This window comes from Acinetobacter sp. CY79 (assembly GCF_059515845.1).
This window is the reverse complement of the sequence record NZ_JCAKMY010000003.1, coordinates 105,576-126,184: the sequence shown is the minus strand read 5'-3', so window position 1 is coordinate 126,184 and position 20,609 is coordinate 105,576. Positions and strand designations below refer to the sequence as shown.

The window sequence follows — 20,609 nt, the reverse complement described above, 5'->3', positions numbered from 1 at the left end:
GTAAGGGTAATCCATGAACGCAATGACTGACCAAGAACAGCTTGATACAGCAAAGTCATTTTTCCAAAAATACGGCTCTGCCATGATCAGTGGTGTGCTCATTGCGTTGATTGCTTTCTTTGGATGGCAGTATTGGAATAAGAAAAACGCAGCTGAAGATCAAATTTCAACAGCAAAAGTTCAACTTTTGGTGGATGAAGCTCGCGCGGCTGAGACGGATCCTAAAGCGGCTGCAGCACTTGCGGCATCAGCTGATAAATTGGTTAAAGAAGACCCGAACTCTATACATGCAGTTCAAGCGCAAATGGTGATGGCAAAGCATGCTTTTGATCAAAAAGATTATGCAAAGGCTGAGCGTGAACTGAAAAAAATTGAAAATACTGAGTTAAAAGATGAAGGCTTAAAGCAAGTGGTTAAGATTAGCTTGGCAGATGCTCAATTGGCTCAGAAAAAATATGATGACGCTTTAAAGACTTTATCGACAGTAACATTGCCTGCGTTTAAAACGACTGTTGAGGAAGCACGCGGTGATATTTATGTGGCTAAAAATGATATTGAAAATGCTAAGAAGGCATATCAAAGTGCTTGGAATAATTTAGTAGAAACGAAACAAGAACGTCAAATTTTACAAATCAAATTGGAAAGCGTAGGTGTGCTGGTTGATGATATTGAAGTTGACCGCCCAATTATTCAAGTGGAAATGGATGAGTCTCAGACTGATCGCCCTGTCGCAGTAACACAAACGGATGAGTCTTAATGGATATAAAATATAAAATCTCGTGTGCATTAACCGTACTATCAATTGCAATGGTAGGCTGTTCAAGCAATAAAGTTAAAGTTGAAGACGTTAAACCGAATCCATTACCAAAGATTGCACAATCAGCAAGTTTAGCGCAAGTGGGCTCTTATAAAGTATCGGCTACGCCAGCTGAAGACCCGTTACGCTTAACCATGAAAAGTGATCAGGGCGTTCTATTCCTACTTGATCCAAAAGGTTCTGTTAGTGCTTATAAAGGCAAGCAGCGCGTTTGGGAAAAACAAGTTTCGAAAATTGGTTTGAGCTCAGGTGTTGAGGCTGCCAATGGTTTAGTGGTTGTTGGAAATAGTAAAGGTCAATTATTCGCTTTAGATCAAGCAACAGGTGCTGAAAAATGGACGGTAAATCTGTCAAGTGCATTGATCAGCACGGCTTTGGTACAAGCGGATCGTGTCATAGTCGTTGCCAATGATGGCACTGTTTATGGCTTAAATGCTGCAACAGGTCAACAAGTGTGGACCTATAAACTACCGGCTGAACAGTTGAGTTTACGTGGTCAAGCTGCACCTGTAAGCTTGGATGGTCGTACAGTATTACTTGCATCTTCGAATGCATTTATCTATGCGATTGATAGCATCACAGGAACCTTGCGTATGCAACGTCGTGTTGCTGTGAGCGATGGGCGTTCTGATATTCAGCGTTTGATCGATATTGACGGTGAGCCAACAGTTGCAGGTCAGTTCGTGGTGACCACGAGCTATCAAGGTCAAGTCACTGTCACAGATTTAGCTTCACAACGTGTTGTATGGAGTGAAGACTCAAGTAGTACAACGCGTCCAGAAGTGTCTGGACGTCAAGTTTTTGTTGCTCAATCTGATGGTAAGGTTAAATCGTATGACTTGGTGACAGGTCAAGTGATTTGGGAAAATGATCAACTTTTACATCGTCAATTGAGTAATCCTGTAATGCTGGGTCAACAGCTTGTTGTGGGTGATTTGGCGGGTGCATTGCATTTGATCGATCCAACAACAGGAAACTTGGTTGGTCGCGAAAAAACCAGCGGTGAAGTTCGTACTTTGCGTGTAATGGACAACCAGCTCTATGCCGTAACACGTGCTGGCGCTTTAAGCATTTGGCAGAACCGTTAATTTTTTTTCTGCTTATGTTAAACTAGTACAACTTTCAAATTTTATGCCTCGGGGTCTTCGATTTTCTAAGACCCCGAGCTTTTTATTCAGGTGCTTTACCTGAGGGGCTGTTTAACATAACAGTGCCTACAATCTTCCACAGTTTCTGATGTTCAGGCCAATTGAGTTGGCTGATCTTGTTAAAGGTTAATCTATGAAACCCGTTATTGCGCTCATTGGTCGTCCGAACGTCGGAAAATCAACGCTATTTAACCAAATTACCAAAAGCCGTGATGCACTGGTTGCAGACTTCGCGGGTTTAACGCGTGACCGTAAGTATGGTGATGCTAAATTTGAAAATAAATCATTCATCGTTGTTGATACTGGTGGTATTGGCGAAAACGAAGGTGGTATTGATTCATACATGGCAGAGCAGTCTAAAACTGCCATTAATGAAGCGGATATTATTGTATTTGTCGTTGATGCTCGTGCAGGCTTACTTGCTTCCGATGAACAAATTGCACGTGAACTTCGTACATTAGGTAAGAAAGTTTATTTGGTTGCAAACAAAGTGGATGGCGTCCATGCCGAAGCGGCTTTGGTTGAATTCTACAAATTGGGTATGGGCGAACCGATGCAAGTGGCTGCAAGCCATGGTCGCGGTGTACAGCAAATGCTGGAAGAGGTGCTTGCCGAAGTTCCTGAAGATCAAGATGAAGCTGAACACGATAAAGCAACAGGTTTGCGTTTAGCGATTATTGGTCGTCCAAACGTGGGTAAATCCACGCTAGTGAACCGTTTGTTGGGTGAAGACCGTGTGGTTGCATTTGACCAACCTGGTACGACACGTGATTCGATTTATATTCCGTTTGAGCGTGATGGTCGTCAATACACATTGATTGACACTGCAGGTGTACGCCGTAAAGGTAAAGTAGATGAAATGATTGAGAAATTCTCAATCGTGAAAACTTTACAAGCGATTAAAGATGCGCACGTGATTGTGGTTGTGTTGGATGCGCGTGAAGGTGTGGTTGAGCAAGATCTACACTTAATTGGCTACGCTTTAGAGGCGGGTCGTGCCATGGTGATTGCCATTAATAAATGGGATAACATGACAGAATACGATCGCAAGCAATGTAAGCTTGATATCGAACGTCGTTTTGACTTTATTCCTTGGGCGAAGGTTCATTTAATCTCTGCATTACATGGCACTGGTGTGGGTGAGATGTACCCATCAATCCATCGCGCATATGATTCTTCACACTTAAAAGTGTCACCTGCGAAGATCACTCAAATTCTGAGTGATGCTGTTGATGCGCATGCACCACCCATGGTACAAGGTCGTCGTATTAAAATGCGTTATGCGCATATGGGTGGTCAAAACCCACCGACGATCGTTGTCCATGGTAACAAGGTGGATAAAACGCCAGCCGATTATCGTCGCTACTTAGAAAACGTATTCCGTAAAGTGTATAAGCTTGAAGGAACACCCGTTCGTATCGAATTTAAAACATCTGAAAACCCATTTGAAGGTCGTAAGACGGTGATGGATGAGCGTATTGCAGCGCGTAAGCGTCGTTATGTTCAGAAATTCAAGAAAGCTGAGAAGAAGTTTAAGCGTTAATTTTCTAATGCATCACTTTAGATAATATTAGCGACAAGCCCAAAGTGATCTTTGGGCTTTATTTATATTTCAATTCTAGATTTATTTTTAAATGTATATAGGATTTCTGCACTCAAATGTTATAATTGGTTACAAGAGAGAATTCTTCATAGCAAATAATTACAGCGAAATTACGCTTTTAGGATCTGTATGATTCAGATTAATTTATCATATGTAAATTACTGTGATGTTCACCACCCACTAGATGCGATCGATATTATTCCCGCCATGCAACGCAGACGTTTGTCTTGTCTTGCAAAAATTGCGCTCAATAATTTGATAAAAACTAAAGAAAATTGCGCGATCAACTATATTGTTTGGGTCTCACAATATGGCGAAGAAGAAAAAACACTCAAAATTTTAGAAGATGTATTACAAGATCAAACCCCATCACCAACACAGTTTTCAACGTCAGTTCATAATGCTATTTCAGGTTTATATTCGATTTTATGTCAAGACAGTACCCCTGCGACAAGTCTGGCGGGCTCTTGGAATGATGCATTGATTGAAGCGTATGCTTGGCTTAGAACTTCACATCAGTCGGATGCAAAGGTCATGATTGTTTACTATGAAGCGCCGTTACCAGATGTGTATAAGGAGTCACAAGTGTTTGATTGTTTTTCCTTGTCAGCAGTGGTGGGTTTGGCACAGCCTAATCTTGAAGTGAATGCTTATGATTTTACAGATAAAGGTGATCACTTTAAGCAGGCGAAGCAATTTTTAAACTTTTGGCAGGGTGACCAACAACATTTTAAGGTCTGGTCAAAATGTTAAATTTCAACCACCTCAAAAAAAATGCTAACTACAAGTGGCGTGTTGCTGCAACAGGTTTGAGTTTTGCAAGTTTTGGTTTGGGTGGTGTAGTTATTGGAAGCCTAATCGCGCCTGTGATTAAATTGACGACCCAAGATCCTGAATTACGTCAAAAAAGAACACAAAAGGTGATTAAACATAGTTTCAAAGGTTTCACTGAAATGATGGTGAAACTTGGCATTATGACCTATGACGTACAAGGTTTAGAAAAATTAGAAAGTAGTCGGCAAGAACTGGTGATTGCCAATCATCCAACGCTGATTGATGTGGTGGTTTTGATTGGTTTAATGCAAGAAACAAATTGTGTGGTGAAACAGGCTTTGTGGGCCAATCCATTCACCAAAGGTCCCGTGCAAAATGCTGGCTATATTTTAAATTCAGGTTCAGAACAGTTTATCGAAGACTGTGTTGCTCGTTTAAAGCAAGATAACGCTGCATCTTTGTTGATTTTTCCGGAAGGAACACGAACTGAAAAAGGACATCTTTTAAATCAGTTTCAGCGTGGCGCAGCCAATATTGCGTTACGTGCGCAAGTGCCTATTCGACCTGTATTGATCCGCTGTACACCATCGACTTTGACCAAAAATGAGAAGTGGTATCATATTCCAGCTCGACCCTTTCATATTCAAGTTAAAGTTTTAGATCCGATTCATATCACTGATGTATTGGAAGACGTGACGATCAACCCTAAAAATGTTCGTCATTTGAATCATCAACTACAGCAGTTTTTTAACCAAGAGTTATTGAAAAAATGAGTAATCTTGCTGAAGAATTAAAGCAAATGATCATCGATGTTTTAGTCCTAGAAGACATTACATCCGATGATATCGATATTGAAGCGCCATTGTTTGGTGATGGTTTAGGCTTAGATTCGATCGATGCTTTAGAGCTCGGTTTGGCATTGAAAAAACGTTACAACATTCATTTAAATGCCGAATCTGCAGAAACAAAACAACATTTTAAGTCAATTCAGAGTCTTGTGGCTTTGGTTGAAGCACAAAGAACACTGTAAGAGGCCATTATGCTTAGCCAAGATCAAGTACTGAATCATTTGCGTGAATGGATGCAAGAATTGTTTGAAATTGAAGCTGAAGATGTTCAGCTTGAATCAAACTTAGCCACTGATCTCGATGTAGACAGTATTGATGCGATTGACCTGGTGGTTAAAATCAAGGCACTCACAGGCAAACAAGTCAACCCAGAAGATTTTAAGAGTGTGAGAACCGTTCAGGATGTCGTGACAGTCATTCAAAACATGACGACTGAATGAAGACTGTTTTAAAAGGGGTAGGTGTGGTCGGATTGATCCTCTATCCCTTTATTGTGGGTTACAGTTTATCGCAAGGTTATATGTTTGGGGTGGCTGTATTTCTGATGATCATGGGCGGCCTTCGATGGGTGACTGGGGGCGGCACACTCATGTGGCCACTGACATTCTTTGCGATTTTGTGTGGTGGACTCAGTCTTGTGTTTCAAGATCAGGCCTGGTTAAAACTGTATCCGGTAATGATGAGTCTGGGGGCCTGTGTTATTTTTACCATTACCCTGTTCAAGCCACCTTCCATGATTGAGCGTTTTGCACGATTAGTCGAGCCAGATCTACCGCATGACGGGGTAATCTGGACCAAGAAAGTGACCCAAATTTGGTGTGTTTTCTTTGTGGTCAATGCTCTGATTGCTTTATATACGGTGTACTTCGCCAGCACCCAAGTTTGGGTGATTTATAATGGTTTTATTTCCTATGTGCTGATGGGGATTTTACTGCTGGGCGAATATTTTTTACGTAAACGCCAGCAAGGTTTAAATCAAATGCGGCGCTAGAGCTGCTGTATTTCTATGGATCGCTATGTGTTGTCATTTTAGAGACTATTTAAACTCTCCACGGATCTTATGTGTGAAAGCAGATCTGAGTGGTGTGAGTTTTCAAGAATTTTGGCAGGACGTGGCGGGGCAAGCTGCATGTATCAAGCAGAAAACCACGCCTGTTTGGGCACTCTGGGAGCAGGACAGCTACACATTTTTGGTGTTATTTTTTGCAGCACTCAATGCAGGAAAAAAGCTGCTACTGCCTCCGCACCGTGTTCGTGATTTAGAACAAGAATTAGCACAGCAACAGATTTATTTTTTAAGCCGGACTGAACCCAAACCTTCTCTTGAACCGATTGAAATCAATGTCGATGATCAGTTTCTAAAAGACGCTGAAGTTTCTTTTTATACCTCAGGTTCAACCGGGCAAGCCAAAAAAATACCTAGAAATTTAATGCAACTCTTCAATGAAGTGGCAGGTTTAGAGGCGAGTTTTAAGCGAGAACAACAGGGAATTGCCTTAGCAACAGTCAGTCATCAACATATTTATGGCTTATTGTTTAAGTTGTTATGGCCTTTGGCGAGTGGACGAAGTTTTTATCAACCACAACTGGCATTTCCAGAAGATGTTGTGGATGCGCAACAACATTTAACTGATTTCAATGTCCCGAACTATGTTATTTCAAGTCCTGCATTGCTCAAGCGATGGACGGCTGATGTGGTGTTGAAAGACTGCATTCATGTATATTCGTCTGGCGGTAAACTTGATTCGGGTATTCGTCCTCAACTGAATCGACCGATTATTGAAGTTCTAGGCAGCTCTGAGACGGGTGGGATTGCCTATCGACAACAGGATGAGGCTGCATGGACACCTTTTCAAAATGTCGAAATCAAGTCAAGTGAACAGGACGAACTTGCCGTCAGAAGTAATCATGCGTGTGATCAGGATTGGATTTTGACGGGTGATCGCGTCAAAGTATGGGATTCTCGAAATGTTCAATCTGCATTTGAATTGTTAGGTCGTTTAGACCGCATCGTGAAACTTGAAGAAAAAAGACTAAGTTTAGATGCGATTGAACAGGTATTAATGTCGCTGACAGAGATTGAGCAATGTTATGCTTTGCTCATCCAAAAGGAAAATCGTCAGATCTTGGCAGTCGTGGTGACGTTGACTACACAGGCTCGCCACGATTTAATCGGGTTAGGAAAAGCCCGCTTTGTTCAAGGTCTCAAAACACAGTTGGCAGACAAATTAGAAGCACTTGCGATTCCAAGGCAATGGCGTTTTTTAACTGAAATGCCGCAGAATGCGCAGTCCAAACTCAATAAACAGTATTTAGCTTCTTTGTTTGCTCCGCTTTACCTGCCTGTGGTGTTATCTCAATCTTTTGAACAGGATAAAATCCAAGCGCGTTTAGAAATATGCCCTGAACTTGAGTGCTTTAAAGGGCATTTCCCGAATCATCCGATTTACCCAGGGGTCGGACAAATTGGATTTATCCAGCATTTTGCAAAGCAATATTGGGCAGATTTAAAGTGGTGCTGCGGATTTGAGCAGCTAAAGTTTCAAGATTTAATCCGACCTTATGATCAGCTTGAAATGACGCTGATGCGTAAAGCAAACAAGGTCATTTTTGAATTAACTAAAACACAGAAAATAGTGGCATCGGGTCGACTGAATTTTGTTTCTGACAATCAGACCACCTCGGAGTAATAAAGTATGCAAACATGTTTTGTGATTCCGGTATACAACCATCCGCATTATTTACAAGCGTTGGTAGAACACTTAAGTGGCTTTGACTTGCCGATTGTAGTCGTCAATGATGGAAGTGATGCAGAGTGTACGACAATCTTACGTCAAATGCGTTCACAGTATAAGCAAGTTGATTTGGTTGAGCATCAAGTCAATCAGGGTAAAGGACAAGCAGTTATAACAGGGCTTCTACATGCCTATAATTTGGGTTATAGCCATGCCCTACAAATCGATGCAGATGGTCAGCACGATTGGTCCGATATTCAACGCTTTTTAGATACAGCGCAACAAAACCCAGAAGCGATGGTCATTGGGCAACCGATCTTTGATCAGTCTGTACCACGGAAACGTTTATATGGTCGTTATGCAACCCATATCTGGGTCTGGATCAATAGTTTATCTTTTGACATTAAAGACAGCATGTGTGGTTTCCGTGTTTATCCTTTAGCACAAACGTTCAAGGTATTGAATTCGGCAAAATTTCAGCCGCGTATGGGGTTTGATTCAGAGATTTTAGTGCGTTTAAAATGGGAGCAAGTTAAATTTATCAATGTTCCCACGCAGGTCATTTACCCAGAAGATGGTATATCCCACTTTAATGTTTGGCGTGACAATCTGGGGATGACACAGGCACATTCGCGGTTGTTTGCGGGTATGCTGTATCGTTTACCCACCTTAGTGTATCGTAAAGTGAAAGGTGAGTAACATGCCACGCAGCCAAGCTCAGACATGGAACACCATCAAAGAGCGTGGAGGGGTGCTTCCGCTGATGTTGGTGCTGTTTTTCTATCGTTTGGGAGGGCGCTGGTTATGTCGAGTTGTACTGTATTTTGTTATTTTGTGGTATTGGGTGTTTTCAACGACAGCACGCCAAGCATCTGCGCAGTATTTACAAAAATTGCATGATTTTGCAGGCGCTTTTTCACCCTTTGAAGGGGTGCCGCAGTTACCGCAGACCTTTACCCATCTCATACAATTTGGCGAATGCATTCTCGACAAAATTGAAGGTTGGTTGGGCCGAGTTTCTGATCAAAATTTGCAGTTGCATGGACATGAGCATTTTCGTGAACATTATCAAAAGGGGGCGATTATTGTGGTGTCGCACTTTGGTAATATTGAATTGCTACGAGCAGTCAAATCTGAGCATCCACAAAAAATCAATGTGTTGGTCTATCAGAAACACGCCACGCAATTTAATCAGTTCCTTAAAAAGCTTAATCAACATGCTGATGTGAATTTGCTCTCGGTCGATGCGTTGGGCATTGAAACTGCTTTGATCTTGCAGCAAAAGCTTGATCAAGGGGAGTGGATTATCCTCGCAGCAGATCGTGTACCGATTCAGTCTGATCGTATACAGCCAATTGAGTTTTTGGGAGAACATGCGGATTGGCCGGAAGGCGCATGGATTCTTGCCAACCTTTTAAAAGCCCCTGTGTTGGCCGTGTTTTGTTATCGTGTCAAAGATCATTTCGAAGTACATATTCATAACATTGCAGCACAACTCAATTTTCCTCGCAAAGATCGAGCGACAGCCATACGTCAAGTGATGCGAGTTTATGTTCATTTGCTCGAACAACATTGTCTTCGGGCACCCTACCAGTGGTTTAATTTTTATAATTTTTGGAATAAAAGATGAGTCTTGTGTTAATTGTTGGGGAAGCACCACTCAGTATTGAAGATGTGATTGCTGTGGCTCGTAAAGAAAAAACGGTTGCATTACCGTCTTCGTTGGCATGGAAAGAATTGATACAAAGAGGGGCTGATTTTCTTGATCAATTATTGCAAGACGAAGGTGTGATTTATGGAGTAACCACAGGCTATGGGGATTCTTGTCTGGTCGAAATCCCACCGCATCAAGTCAATGAGTTGCCTTTGCATTTGTCACGTTTTCATGGCTGTGGATTGGGTCAGAATCTAGATATCGTCACAGCACGGGCTGTGGTCGTGGTGCGTCTATGTTCTTTGGCTCGAGGCTATTCAGGGGTTTCACTGGCACTGCTTGAACGCTTGGTATGGATGTTAAATGAAGATGTGATTCCGGTGATCCCATCTGAGGGTTCTGTGGGTGCCAGTGGTGACTTAACCCCATTATCCTATGTGGCAGGGGCTTTGGTCGGTGAGCGCGATGTTTATTATCGTGGAGCGATTGTTCCCGTTGCTGAGGTCTATGCCGAAAAAGCCATGCAACCGCATGTGATGCGACCTAAAGAAGGTTTGGCATTGATGAACGGTACCGCAGTGATGACGGCCATCGCGTGTATAAACTATAAGAAAGCAGAACAGATTGGCTTTGCCAGTACCTTAATTACGGCGTGTAATGTGTTGGCGCTTGAAGGCAATCCGAGTCATTTTGACGAAGTGCTCTTTGCCCAAAAACCGCATTCCGGGCAACAACATATCGCAGCTCAACTACGTGAGTGGCTCAATAGTGAAGTGCAAACGGCCCATCAAAGTTCACGTTTACAAGATCGTTATTCATTACGTTGTGCACCGCATATCATTGGCGTTTTTGAAGATTCAAAAATCTGGTTACGTCAGTTTATTGAAAATGAATTGAATTCGAGTAATGACAATCCATTGATTGATCCTGTGAATTTACGCGTTTTACATGGTGGACATTTTTATGGTGGCCATATTGCACAGGCAATGGACAGTTTAAAGATTATGATGGCCAATATTGCAGATTTATTGGATCGACAATTGGCTCAATTGGTCGACTATAAAATGAATAATGGACTGCCACGCAATTTAACAGGTGCAAGCAGTGAACGCTTAGCCCTCAATCATGGGTTTAAAGCGGTACAGATTGCGGTTTCTGCGTGGACGGCTGAGGCCTTAAAACACACGTTATCGGCCTCTATTTTTTCACGCTCTACCGAATGTCATAATCAAGACAAAGTCAGTATGGGCACCATTGCAGCGCGTGATGCTACTCGCATTATGGTGTTGACTGAGCAAGTGGTTGCCGCTTTGGCATGTGCGTGTGTACAGGCACTTAAGTTAAAAGGGCTAAATACACAATTAACCCCTGCATTAACCGCTTTTCAACACTGGGTTCTTCAGAGCTTCACGTATGTAGACGAAGATCGTGCTTTACAAAATGAGCTACAGTGCTTGGTGGATCGTTTAGAACGGTTTGAACTTGTACAGTCTCTAGATCAGCATCACGGTGAAGGAAAAGATTATGCATAGCGATGTCATCATTGAAGTGCCATTTCATGATGTCGATACCATGAATGTGGTCTGGCATGGGCACTATTTAAAATATTTTGAAATTGCACGTTGTAAGCTACTGGATCAATTTCATTACAACTATAATCAGATGCGGGATTCTGGTTATGCATGGCCAGTCATTGAAAGTCATGTGCGCTATGCACATGGGATTGTGTTTGAGCAGAAAATTCGTGTTCGTGCAATTTTAAAAGAATGGGAAAATCGCCTCAAAATTGAATATCAAATTTTTGATGATGTTTCTGGGAAAAAATTAACCAAAGGCTATACCACTCAAGTTGCGGTCCATATTCAAACGCGCGAAATGTGTTTTCAATCGCCCCAAGTTTTGTTGGATTGTTTAAATGCATGGTCTGAATTTAAAGCCGACTAGGTGATCAATATGGTAAATAGAATGCTCAGAAAAATTGGTGCGACTGCAATGTTAGTTCTGTGTAGCGCCATGCCCATCATGTCAAATGCACAAACGCAAAACATCAAGCCTATCTTTACGCAACTTGCAGCAGTGCCCATGGTTCGTGCGCATTTTGAACAACATAAAAAGTTAGCGTCTTTGAATAAGACATTTACTTCGCAAGGCACGGTGTTGTTTCATCAAAAACAAGGCGTGTTATGGCAAATTCGTCAGCCTGTCCAAGCAGAATTAATTGTGACGCAAAAAAAACTGGTACAGAAAACACAACGTACCCAAAGCCAAATTGCCGTAGATCAGACTCCTTATGGTTCAGTTGCGACGATGTTCTTGCAATTGATGTCAGGCAATCAGGCTGCTTTGGCTCAGAATTTTAATATTGTTTCAGCAGAATATCATCCGAACCAATGGAAGATGGTGTTAAGCCCTAAATCAGCTCTATTTAAAAAACTATTCGTACGGGTGGAAGCGCAAGGTCAACGCTATGTCGATCGAATTGTGATTGATGAAAAAGCCAATAACAGCACCACCATCCGCTTTAGTCAGCACACGGCTCAACCTCAATCTTTAACGGCAGCTGAACGTGCACTTTTCCAACTGGCAAAATAAACTTAGCGCAATCTGGCTGGTGATCTTGTGTGTCATCGCGATTGCGCTTGGGATGGCTTGGCTGAAAAAAGATATTCATATTGAGACCAATATCTTTGCACTATTGCCTAAAGCTCATCAGGATGATGAACTTCAAAGTATTCAGACCTATGTCAGTGATCAACTGAATCAGAAAGTTTTTGTAGTGCTTGATGCAAAAACAGAGGCTGAACTTGAGCAAGCGACCCAGTTGTTAAAAGATTCTGTCGCCAAGAGTGGGTTATTTGAAACCGTTCAGCCACAGTTAGATCAAGATCAGTTTGCACAAACCCTGTATCAACATCGAGCGGGGCTGCTTTCTGCATCAGACCGTCAGCATTTAGAGCATAAAGATTACCAAGCACTGACTGAGCAAAGTATGTTACAGCTCATGAGTCCCGGAATGCCGATGACTGCCGATTTGCTGAAGCACGATCCTTTGTTGTTGTTTCCACGTTATGCAGTGCAACTCAGTGCATTACAAAGTCATCCTGAAATTCAGTTAGAACAGGGATTAGCCACGATTAGAGATGATCAAGGCATTTCTCGCTTGCTGGTATTAACGCTCAAAAATAGTCCTTATAACATCGCTTATCAGCAACAGACTGCTGAATTTATTGGCGTAGTGAATCAAAAAATCGCGCAGATTCGGGTCAAACCGCATTGGACGGGCACTTTACTCTTTGCTCAATTCGGGACAACATCTGCCAAAAACGAAATTTCAACCATTGGCTTAGGCTCTACACTGGGTATTTTGCTGTTGGTTTGGTTTGGTTTTCGCTCAATTCGCCCGATGTGTACAGAAATGATTGCTGTAGGCAGTGGATGCCTGCTGGCTTTTGCTGCAACGTTCTGGCTGTTTGGTGAAATACATCTGATGACTTTGGTATTCGGTGCAAGCCTGATCGGAGTTTGCGTTGATTTTTCATTTTACTTTATGGCGATGCAGTCTCAGCATCGAACCGTCAATGGCTTCACAGTCTTAAAACCCTTATTACCGAGTTTGTTTGTCGGGTTGATGACAACCTTATTGGCCTATGTGGTGCTCAGTTTTACCCCATTTCCAGGATTTAAACAGATCGCGGTATTTTCGATGGTCGGTTTGGCTGGCGCATGGGTGACAAGTATTTTGTTGCTTCCACGACTCAAAGCCTTAAATGCTGAACCTGCTATTCGTCGCCTTGGATTTATTGGTCGAGCACGTTGCTATATGCAAGCGCGTCGCAGTTTACGTGTGGGGTTAATCATGGGCATTCTGACGGTGAGCAGTAGCAGTTTGTTGTTCTTGAAAAGCAATGATGATATCCGTAATTTGCAAAGTATGGATGAAGGCTTAAAGCAGCAGGATCATTACATTCGTGATCGATTTATGCAGCAACAGGGCAGTGACTACTTTGTGGTTCATGGCAAGAATGCGCAAGATCTACAACAAAAAGAGCAGCAATTGCTGAATGATTTATCTGCTTTACAAGCAGCAGCGAAGTTAGAGCATTTTCAGGCCTTAGGTCAGTGGCTTGTTCCAGAGCAGCAACAGCAGCAAAATATTGCTCTCCTGCAAGCGATTCCAAAAGCCGTATTGATCCAGTATGCCCATGACATGCAATTGAATGTCGATGAGGTCTTGCACTGGCAAAATCAATTGTCCAACCCTGCACTTTTAACCACAGAGGCATTTGCAGATCATCCATTGGCGTTTTTGCAGATCAGCCCTACCGAGCGTTTAGTGATCTTACAGGGCATTCATGATTTAGCGTCTTTGCAAAAGCTCAGTAATGAGCATGTCCAATTATTACGCCCGGTCAGTGAGTTATCCGCACTTTTTCAACAGCATCGACAACATGCCCAATATTTACTTTTGATCGCCTTGGTCATGCTGGCTATGGGTTTAGGACTGTTGTATGGTCGAACATCTATTTTGCCTTTGATACTTCCGGTCAGTTTGGCATTGCTGAGTACCTTTGCAGTTCAGGCGTGGCTCGGGGTCGAAATCAATTTATTTAGTATTATGGGGACGTTCTTAATTATTGGGATCGGGGTTGATTACGCGATCTTTTATCGTCATGGCCATGATCATCCTCAGGTGGTCGGTATGGCGTTATTTTTGTGTATGATGTCGACTTTGTTTGGCTTTGGCTTGTTATCGTTGAGTCAAACCTATGCCATTCATTGTTTTGGTTTAACCGTACTTTTGGGCGTTATATTCGCATTTATTTATGCCACACTTTTTACCGCTTCGGATGAAAGCCAAACTGTGGTTCAACAGATTCAGCAGCAGGCTGAGTGATGAGGATCGAGTGCAATGAGCACCATGCAACAGACTGATGTCGTGATTATTGGGGCGGGACCTTCAGGGAGTTCAGCCGCCGCTTTACTACGGAAAAAAGGCTATCAAGTCACGATGCTTGAAAAGCAATATTTTCCTCGTTTCTCCATTGGCGAGTCGCTGTTGCCACAATGTATGGTGTTTTTAGAAGAAGCGGGGTTATTAGAGACATTAAACGCGCATGCTGAAGAATACGCCTTTCAGTTTAAAAATGGTGCAGCATTTTTGAGAGGTGAGCAACGTAGTTTTTATGACTTTAGGCAGAAATTTAGCGATGGTCCAGGGACCACATGGCAAGTACGCCGTGCACAATTCGACCATCTTTTGGCACAACAAGCCGAAAAAATGGGGACAGACATTCGCTTTGGACATGAAGTCACTGCAGTTAACATTGAACTTGAACATCCTATTCTGGACGTCAACGACGAGCAGGGTGAGCATTATCAAATTCAGGCAAAATTTTTATTAGATGCCAGTGGCTTTGGTCGAGTATTGCCTAAACTCTTAGATTTAGAGCGTCCTTCCAATTTTCCAGTACGCCGTGCTGTGTTTACGCATATTCAAGATGGCATATTGGATCAGCCTGATTTTGATCGAGAAAAAATCCTGATTACGGTTCATGCCAAAGATCATCGTGCATGGTATTGGTTGATTCCCTTTGCAGATGGACGTTGTTCATTTGGTGTGGTGGCGGAGCAAGATTTCTTCGACAAATATGGTTTTGAACATACGCAGGATGTTGATTTAGAACCATTATTTAAACGAATTTTAGCAGATGATGAAAGCCTATCTGCGCTTTTAAAAAATGCCCAATTTGATACCACTGTCCGTACATTGGTGGGGTATTCAGCCAATGTTAAATATCTGGCAAAACGAAATTTTGCCTTATTGGGCAATGCAGGGGAGTTTCTAGATCCTGTATTTTCATCAGGGGTGACCATTGCATTGAAGTCTTCAAGCTTAGCAGTGCCCTTGGTTGATCAGGTATTAAAAGGTCAGTCTGTCGACTGGATGGAGCAATATGAACAACCTTTACGCCGGGGGATTCAAGTATTTCGTGCTTATGTAGAGGCTTGGTATTCAGGGGATTTTCAAGATGTTGTCTTTTCACAGCGTCAAGATGAAAAAATCCGTGGAATGGTGTCTTCCTTATTGGCAGGTTATGCATGGGATGATACCAACCCGATTCATAAAAATGCCAAACAACGTTTAAGTACATTGGCTGAGTACTGTCGTGAAGGACAATCTCGTGAAGCAGAATCTGCTAAAGAAAAATCCCATGAAGCAAAATCTCCTGAAGCAGATTGTCGTGAAACAAAGTAACGGGAAAATTCAATCCATGTTGATCTACCCTCGTATGCAACTCTTGATACTGCTGATGTGTGGCACTTTATGCTTGAGTGCTTGTCAACATGTTGTGCCGCCAGCGCAAGGCTTAATTACGCCAGCCTGGCAGGCAAAAAACTATCAGCGCCAAGATCAAATTGAAGTGCAATGGAAAAATCAGGGTTTAAGTTTTTTACTGTATCAACAGCAGCGCGGACAGACCCTTGAAATGTTGGCACTGACCCTCACTGGACAGCCATTGTTTCAGTTAACCTTCGATGGAAACACAGTGAACGTTCAACAACGTATTGATCCAATGAAGCGCTTACCGTTTGATTATCTGGTGCGAGACATTTTGTACGCAACCTATCCTGATTTTATGCAATTGCACCATAAACAAGTCATGCTCAAACAGGTGGATGACACAACTCAGGTTTATATCAAAGGCAAGGCCGTTCTAAATATTCAACAACAAAAGGCTGTGATTGAACTGAACAATATTCAAGTGCCTTATCAGATGAATATTAGCCCTGTCAGCGATACTTTGCAGAATAATGAGGCACAGCATGTCGAATAATGTTCAGCATTCAACTCATGCGGTTGGTATTCAATGTGCTGTCGGATTGTCAGCTCTAGGTTTTGAGCAAGATGACATTCGAACTCATCTGACCACCAAAACCAACACTTTAACCCTCATGCCGAATCTTTTGGCCGAACGAGAGGTCTGGGTGGGGCATTACCCACATGAGCTGGTTGGGCTGGTTGAGGGTGTCGATGTTCTCAAAGACAGCACGTCACGTAATTTAAGATTTGCGCTCACCGCACTCAAGCAGATCGAGTCGCAATTGAAAGAAAAAACAGTGCATATTAAAAAACAGCGCCTTGCGATTGTAATGGGAACCTCGACATCAGGGATTCAAGACAATGAACAACCGCTAAAAGCGCATTTTCTTGGAGTGTCGGACGAGTTAATCTCACATCAAAAACAAGAAATGGGGTGTTTGGCCAAAGCACTGCAACAGTATTTGGGTTGGCAAGGACCTGCTTATACGATTTCTACCGCCTGTTCATCGAGTGCCAAAGCCATGGCAGCGGGGCAACGTCTGATCCATGCAGATTTGGCAGATGTCGTTTTGGTCGGTGGTGTCGATACGCTGTGTAAACTAACCTTAAATGGGTTTAATAGCTTAGAAAGTTTATCAAATGGAATTTGTCAGCCCTGTGGCATACAGCGTGATGGCATTAATATTGGTGAAGCTGCGGCTTTATTTTTACTTTCAAAACAATCAGCGCCTGTGATGTTGCTCGGTAGTGGTGAGTCTATGGATGCTTGGCATATTTCTGCGCCACATCCTGACGGAAAAGGAGCTGCTGAAGCCATGCAAAAAGCCCTGAATATGGCAGGTTTACAGGCTGAAGATATTGGATACTTGAACCTGCATGGTACGTCTACCCTACAAAATGATGCGATGGAAATAAAAGCAGTGCAAACGGTCTTTAAAGATTATGCTGTACCTTTAAGCAGTACTAAACATAAGACAGGGCATTGCCTAGGTGCGGCAGGTGCGATAGAAGCCTTTATTTGTCATCAGGTTTTACAAGATCAGCTTTCACAAGATCAGCTTTTACAAGATCAGCTTTCACAAGGGCAGTGTTGGTTGCCTGTACATCAATCCGGTGCTATTGATCCTGAATTATCCGGACAAAATTATGTCCTTGAGCCATCCTCAAAGTCCCGTATTCGCTATGTCATGAGTAATTCATTTGCATTTGGGGGAAGTAATATCAGTCTGATCTTAGGTTGTTCACAGTCATGATGGATGCTTTAGCTTTTATACCGCATGCTAAACCCATGGTCTTTGTAGATCAGCTTATTGAAGCCAATGATGATTTTGCGATTGTAGAGCTTAAAATCACAGCTGATTTGATGTTCTATGAAGCAGAAGGTCTACCGACATGGACCAGTATTGAACTGATGGCGCAAACCGTCAGTGTCTATGCGGGTTATAAAGGGCATTCTCGTGGAGAGTCGCCTAAGGTGGGTTATCTATTGGGCACGCGTAAATTACAGTTGCCGATTGCCTATTTTGCTCTCGGCGAAGTGGTCAGAATTCGCGTGGAACAACATTATTTACATGATGGATTGGGTCAATTCAACTGCGAAATTCAATATCAAGCACATTGTTTTAGTGCGATATTGAGCGTGTATGAACCTGCAACTGATTTAGAACAGATACAGATAGGGACGTAAAAGTGAATAGAAGAATTTTAGTGACAGGTTCAAGCCGCGGAATCGGCAAGGCAATTGCATTGGCATTGGCAGAAGCAGGGTTTGACGTGACGGTTCACGCACGCGCAAGACTGCACGAAGCAGAGCAGGTTGCAAATGCAATCAGGCAACTGGGTCAACACAGTCATGTACTGATGTTTGATGTAAATCAAAGAGCTCAGATTAACGATATTCTGGAACAGGACATAGCGCAATACGGTGCATATTATGGGGTTGTGCTCAATGCAGGTTTAACCCGTGATGGTGCATTTCCAGCACTGACGGATGAGGATTGGGACGATGTGATTTCAACGTCATTAGATGGTTTTTACAATGTGCTTAAACCTCTGGTGATGCCTATGATTCGATTGAAAAAAGGCGGTCGAATCGTGACGCTTTCATCGGTATCAGGCTTAATGGGCAATCGTGGACAAGTCAATTATAGCGCTGCAAAAGCAGGATTAATTGGCGCAACCAAAGCCCTTGCCTTAGAGCTTGCCAAACGAAAAATCACAGTGAACTGTGTCGCTCCAGGTCTGATTGAGACAGAAATGGTCACTGAAGAAGTCAAAGAACATGCCTTAAAAATGATTCCCATGCAACGGATGGGGCAGGTCGATGAAGTGGCCAACGTGGTGAAGTTTCTATGCAGTGATGATGCCAGTTACATCACTCGACAAGTAATTTCGGTGAATGGGGGTTTAATCTAATGAAGCGAGTCGTGGTCACAGGCATGTCAGGTATCACCTCATTGGGTGAAACGGCGGATCAAATTTTTGCCCAATTTGCGTTGGCTAAAAGTGGCGTGACATATATGCCAGATTGGGAAATTTATTCTGATCTGCGCAGTAAATTAGCCGCACCAGTCAAGCATTATACGATTCCGAAACACTTTAATCGCAAAGTGACTCGCGGCATGGGAAGAGTCGCCCTAATGTCGGTGGTGTGTGCTGAAAAAGCACTTGAAGATGCAGGACTGTTGAATTCTCCATTACTGAGCAATGGAGAGGCTGGCGTTGCATTTGGTTCATCGGCGGGGAGTGTGGACGCGGTACGTGAGTTTGGTGCCATGCTGATAGAGAACCATATGAATGAGCTGAATGCCACCACTTATATTCGCATGATGTCGCATACCAGTGCAGTGAATATGACGGTTTACTTCGGTTTAAAAGGATTGACCTTACCCACATCAAGTGCTTGTACCTCAGGTTCTATGGCGATTGGGCAAGCGTATGAAGCAATTAAATATGGCAAACAAACCTTAATGCTGGCAGGTGGAGCAGAAGAACTCAGCGCAGCAGGTTCAGCGGTATTTGATGTGCTTTTGGCAACAAGCACCCAAAATGAACATCCTGAAGCTACGCCACGCCCTTTCGATGCCAAACGAGATGGATTGGTGATTGGTGAAGGTGCAGGCTGTTTGATTTTAGAAGAATATGAGCATGCCAAAGCACGTGGCGCTAAAATCTACGCGGAAATTGTAGGCTACGGTAGTAATACCGATGGCCAGCATGTAACACGGCCTGATTCTGAAATGATGGGGCGTTGTATGCAGTTGGCACTCAAAGATGCACAGCTGACTGCACAAGACATCGACTATGTGAATGCCCATGGTACTTCGACCGACCAAGGTGATATTGCGGAGTCGCAAGCCACAGCACGCATTTTGGGATATAAGCCGATCAGTTCCTTAAAAAGCTATTTTGGTCATACACTTGGCGCATGTGGTGCAATTGAGGCATGGCTCAGTATCGAGATGATGTTACGTCAAGAGTTTATACCCACCTTAAATTTGGATCAGATTGATCCAGCATGTGGGGATTTGGATTATATTCAGCATCAGTCTAGACAGCTTGATGCAAATCTCATCATGAGTAATAATTTTGCCTTTGGGGGAATTAATACATCACTCATTTTAAAGAAGATTTAAAATGATCAGTAGAATCGTATGGCATGTATTACATGAATTTAATCAAAGAATTACACGACTTTAACCAAAGAATTAGATTACTTTAATCAAAGAATTACATTAGTTTAACCAAAGAGGGGTTTCTCATGACTTTAAAAAAAATAGCAATGACATTTACATTGTGTATAGGCACGGCAATGGGGGTACATGCTGCTGATGATATGCATAATTTTAATTTTAAAGAAGCGGTTGACCGTGCAGTTGCCGATGGTTTCTTAGATGGCAGTGTGAAGTTCTATTTGGCAGGGACAAAGTCAGGTGGACAGGTGATTGAAAAAGATTTAGTCACCAATAAAAAGACCAATGGTTTTGCAAAGCCTGCCGATAAGGCATGTGATCATGTACTGCGTTCAGCCCTGATTCAATTTCAGAATACTGCAAAAGCAAAAGGGGCCAATGCAGTCACCAATATTGTGAGTTACTATAAATCCAATGAGAGCAAAAGTACCACCACTTACCAATGTGCTAAAGGAACTGCCCTTGCAGGTGTTGCACTCAAAGGGGATATCGTTAAACTATAAGTTGTATTTATA

At 42.7% G+C, this 20,609-nt stretch carries 22 protein-coding genes; all 22 read left to right on the top strand.

What is annotated here, in order from left to right; genetic code table 11:
* Positions 1-13 precede the first annotated feature (13 nt).
* The 22 genes from AC5YCE_RS02245 (at position 14) to AC5YCE_RS02140 (ending at position 20,597) form a co-directional block, all read left to right on the top strand.
* On the top strand, positions 14-757 hold the full coding sequence (locus tag AC5YCE_RS02245; protein WP_496125836.1) for a YfgM family protein: 744 nt from the start codon (positions 14-16) through the stop codon (positions 755-757).
* Positions 757-1,905 carry an outer membrane protein assembly factor BamB gene (gene bamB, locus AC5YCE_RS02240; RefSeq protein ID WP_496170845.1) on the top strand — a complete coding sequence of 383 codons (1,149 nt, stop codon included), beginning with the start codon at positions 757-759 and terminating at the stop codon, positions 1,903-1,905. Before AC5YCE_RS02245 ends, bamB begins: the two co-directional genes overlap by 1 nt.
* A gap of 193 nt (positions 1,906-2,098) precedes the next feature.
* Complete coding sequence (gene der / locus AC5YCE_RS02235; RefSeq protein WP_496125834.1) at positions 2,099-3,508, top strand: ribosome biogenesis GTPase Der; 1,410 nt, start codon at positions 2,099-2,101, stop codon at positions 3,506-3,508.
* Positions 3,509-3,697: 189 nt separating this feature from the next.
* Entirely contained in the window at positions 3,698-4,321 is a 624-nt protein-coding gene (locus tag AC5YCE_RS02230) for a beta-ketoacyl synthase chain length factor (RefSeq protein ID WP_496170843.1), read from the top strand.
* Entirely contained in the window at positions 4,315-5,115 is an 801-nt protein-coding gene (locus tag AC5YCE_RS02225; protein WP_496170841.1) for a lysophospholipid acyltransferase family protein, read from the top strand. Before AC5YCE_RS02230 ends, AC5YCE_RS02225 begins: the two co-directional genes overlap by 7 nt.
* Complete coding sequence (locus AC5YCE_RS02220; protein ID WP_496170839.1) at positions 5,112-5,372, top strand: phosphopantetheine-binding protein; 261 nt, start codon at positions 5,112-5,114, stop codon at positions 5,370-5,372. The genes AC5YCE_RS02225 and AC5YCE_RS02220 overlap by 4 nt, the downstream gene beginning before the upstream one ends.
* A 9-nt stretch (positions 5,373-5,381) precedes the next feature.
* Positions 5,382-5,630: an acyl carrier protein gene (locus tag AC5YCE_RS02215; protein ID WP_496170837.1), complete on the top strand. Its 249-nt coding sequence runs from the start codon at positions 5,382-5,384 to the stop codon at positions 5,628-5,630.
* Positions 5,627-6,181: a COG4648 family protein gene (locus AC5YCE_RS02210; protein ID WP_496170835.1), complete on the top strand. Its 555-nt coding sequence runs from the start codon at positions 5,627-5,629 to the stop codon at positions 6,179-6,181. The genes AC5YCE_RS02215 and AC5YCE_RS02210 overlap by 4 nt, the downstream gene beginning before the upstream one ends.
* Positions 6,182-6,206: 25 nt before the next feature.
* Entirely contained in the window at positions 6,207-7,880 is a 1,674-nt protein-coding gene (locus AC5YCE_RS02205; protein ID WP_496170833.1) for an ApeI family dehydratase, read from the top strand.
* 6 nt (positions 7,881-7,886) lie between these two features.
* Positions 7,887-8,624, top strand: a complete 738-nt coding sequence (locus AC5YCE_RS02200; protein WP_496170831.1) for a glycosyltransferase family 2 protein — start codon at positions 7,887-7,889, stop codon at positions 8,622-8,624.
* 1 nt (position 8,625) lies between these two features.
* Positions 8,626-9,555, top strand: coding sequence for a lysophospholipid acyltransferase family protein (locus tag AC5YCE_RS02195; RefSeq protein ID WP_496170829.1), 930 nt, complete (start codon positions 8,626-8,628; stop codon positions 9,553-9,555).
* On the top strand, positions 9,552-11,111 hold the full coding sequence (locus AC5YCE_RS02190; RefSeq protein WP_496170827.1) for an HAL/PAL/TAL family ammonia-lyase: 1,560 nt from the start codon (positions 9,552-9,554) through the stop codon (positions 11,109-11,111). The genes AC5YCE_RS02195 and AC5YCE_RS02190 overlap by 4 nt, the downstream gene beginning before the upstream one ends.
* Complete coding sequence (locus AC5YCE_RS02185; RefSeq protein WP_496125824.1) at positions 11,104-11,523, top strand: acyl-CoA thioesterase; 420 nt, start codon at positions 11,104-11,106, stop codon at positions 11,521-11,523. The genes AC5YCE_RS02190 and AC5YCE_RS02185 overlap by 8 nt, the downstream gene beginning before the upstream one ends.
* A 21-nt stretch (positions 11,524-11,544) precedes the next feature.
* The gene (locus AC5YCE_RS02180) at positions 11,545-12,171 is read left to right on the top strand and encodes an outer membrane lipoprotein carrier protein LolA (protein WP_496170825.1); all 627 of its coding nucleotides are present in this window, start codon (positions 11,545-11,547) and stop codon (positions 12,169-12,171) included.
* Positions 12,146-14,473 carry an MMPL family transporter gene (locus AC5YCE_RS02175; protein ID WP_496170823.1) on the top strand — a complete coding sequence of 776 codons (2,328 nt, stop codon included), beginning with the start codon at positions 12,146-12,148 and terminating at the stop codon, positions 14,471-14,473. The genes AC5YCE_RS02180 and AC5YCE_RS02175 overlap by 26 nt, the downstream gene beginning before the upstream one ends.
* Positions 14,474-14,488: 15 nt before the next feature.
* On the top strand, positions 14,489-15,835 hold the full coding sequence (locus AC5YCE_RS02170) for an NAD(P)/FAD-dependent oxidoreductase (RefSeq protein WP_496170821.1): 1,347 nt from the start codon (positions 14,489-14,491) through the stop codon (positions 15,833-15,835).
* 16 nt (positions 15,836-15,851) lie between these two features.
* On the top strand, positions 15,852-16,415 hold the full coding sequence (locus AC5YCE_RS02165) for a DUF3261 domain-containing protein (RefSeq protein WP_496170873.1): 564 nt from the start codon (positions 15,852-15,854) through the stop codon (positions 16,413-16,415).
* On the top strand, positions 16,393-17,655 hold the full coding sequence (locus AC5YCE_RS02160) for a beta-ketoacyl-ACP synthase (RefSeq protein WP_496170819.1): 1,263 nt from the start codon (positions 16,393-16,395) through the stop codon (positions 17,653-17,655). The genes AC5YCE_RS02165 and AC5YCE_RS02160 overlap by 23 nt, the downstream gene beginning before the upstream one ends.
* Positions 17,652-18,089: a hotdog family protein gene (locus tag AC5YCE_RS02155; RefSeq protein ID WP_496170817.1), complete on the top strand. Its 438-nt coding sequence runs from the start codon at positions 17,652-17,654 to the stop codon at positions 18,087-18,089. Before AC5YCE_RS02160 ends, AC5YCE_RS02155 begins: the two co-directional genes overlap by 4 nt.
* 2 nt (positions 18,090-18,091) lie before the next feature.
* Positions 18,092-18,817, top strand: coding sequence for a 3-ketoacyl-ACP reductase FabG2 (locus AC5YCE_RS02150; RefSeq protein WP_496170815.1), 726 nt, complete (start codon positions 18,092-18,094; stop codon positions 18,815-18,817).
* Positions 18,817-20,037 (top strand): beta-ketoacyl-ACP synthase, encoded by a 1,221-nt coding sequence (locus tag AC5YCE_RS02145; protein WP_496170813.1) that lies wholly within the window; start codon positions 18,817-18,819, stop codon positions 20,035-20,037. Before AC5YCE_RS02150 ends, AC5YCE_RS02145 begins: the two co-directional genes overlap by 1 nt.
* Before the next feature lie 125 nt (positions 20,038-20,162).
* Positions 20,163-20,597 carry an excinuclease gene (locus AC5YCE_RS02140; RefSeq protein WP_496125817.1) on the top strand — a complete coding sequence of 145 codons (435 nt, stop codon included), beginning with the start codon at positions 20,163-20,165 and terminating at the stop codon, positions 20,595-20,597.
* Positions 20,598-20,609 lie beyond the last annotated feature (12 nt).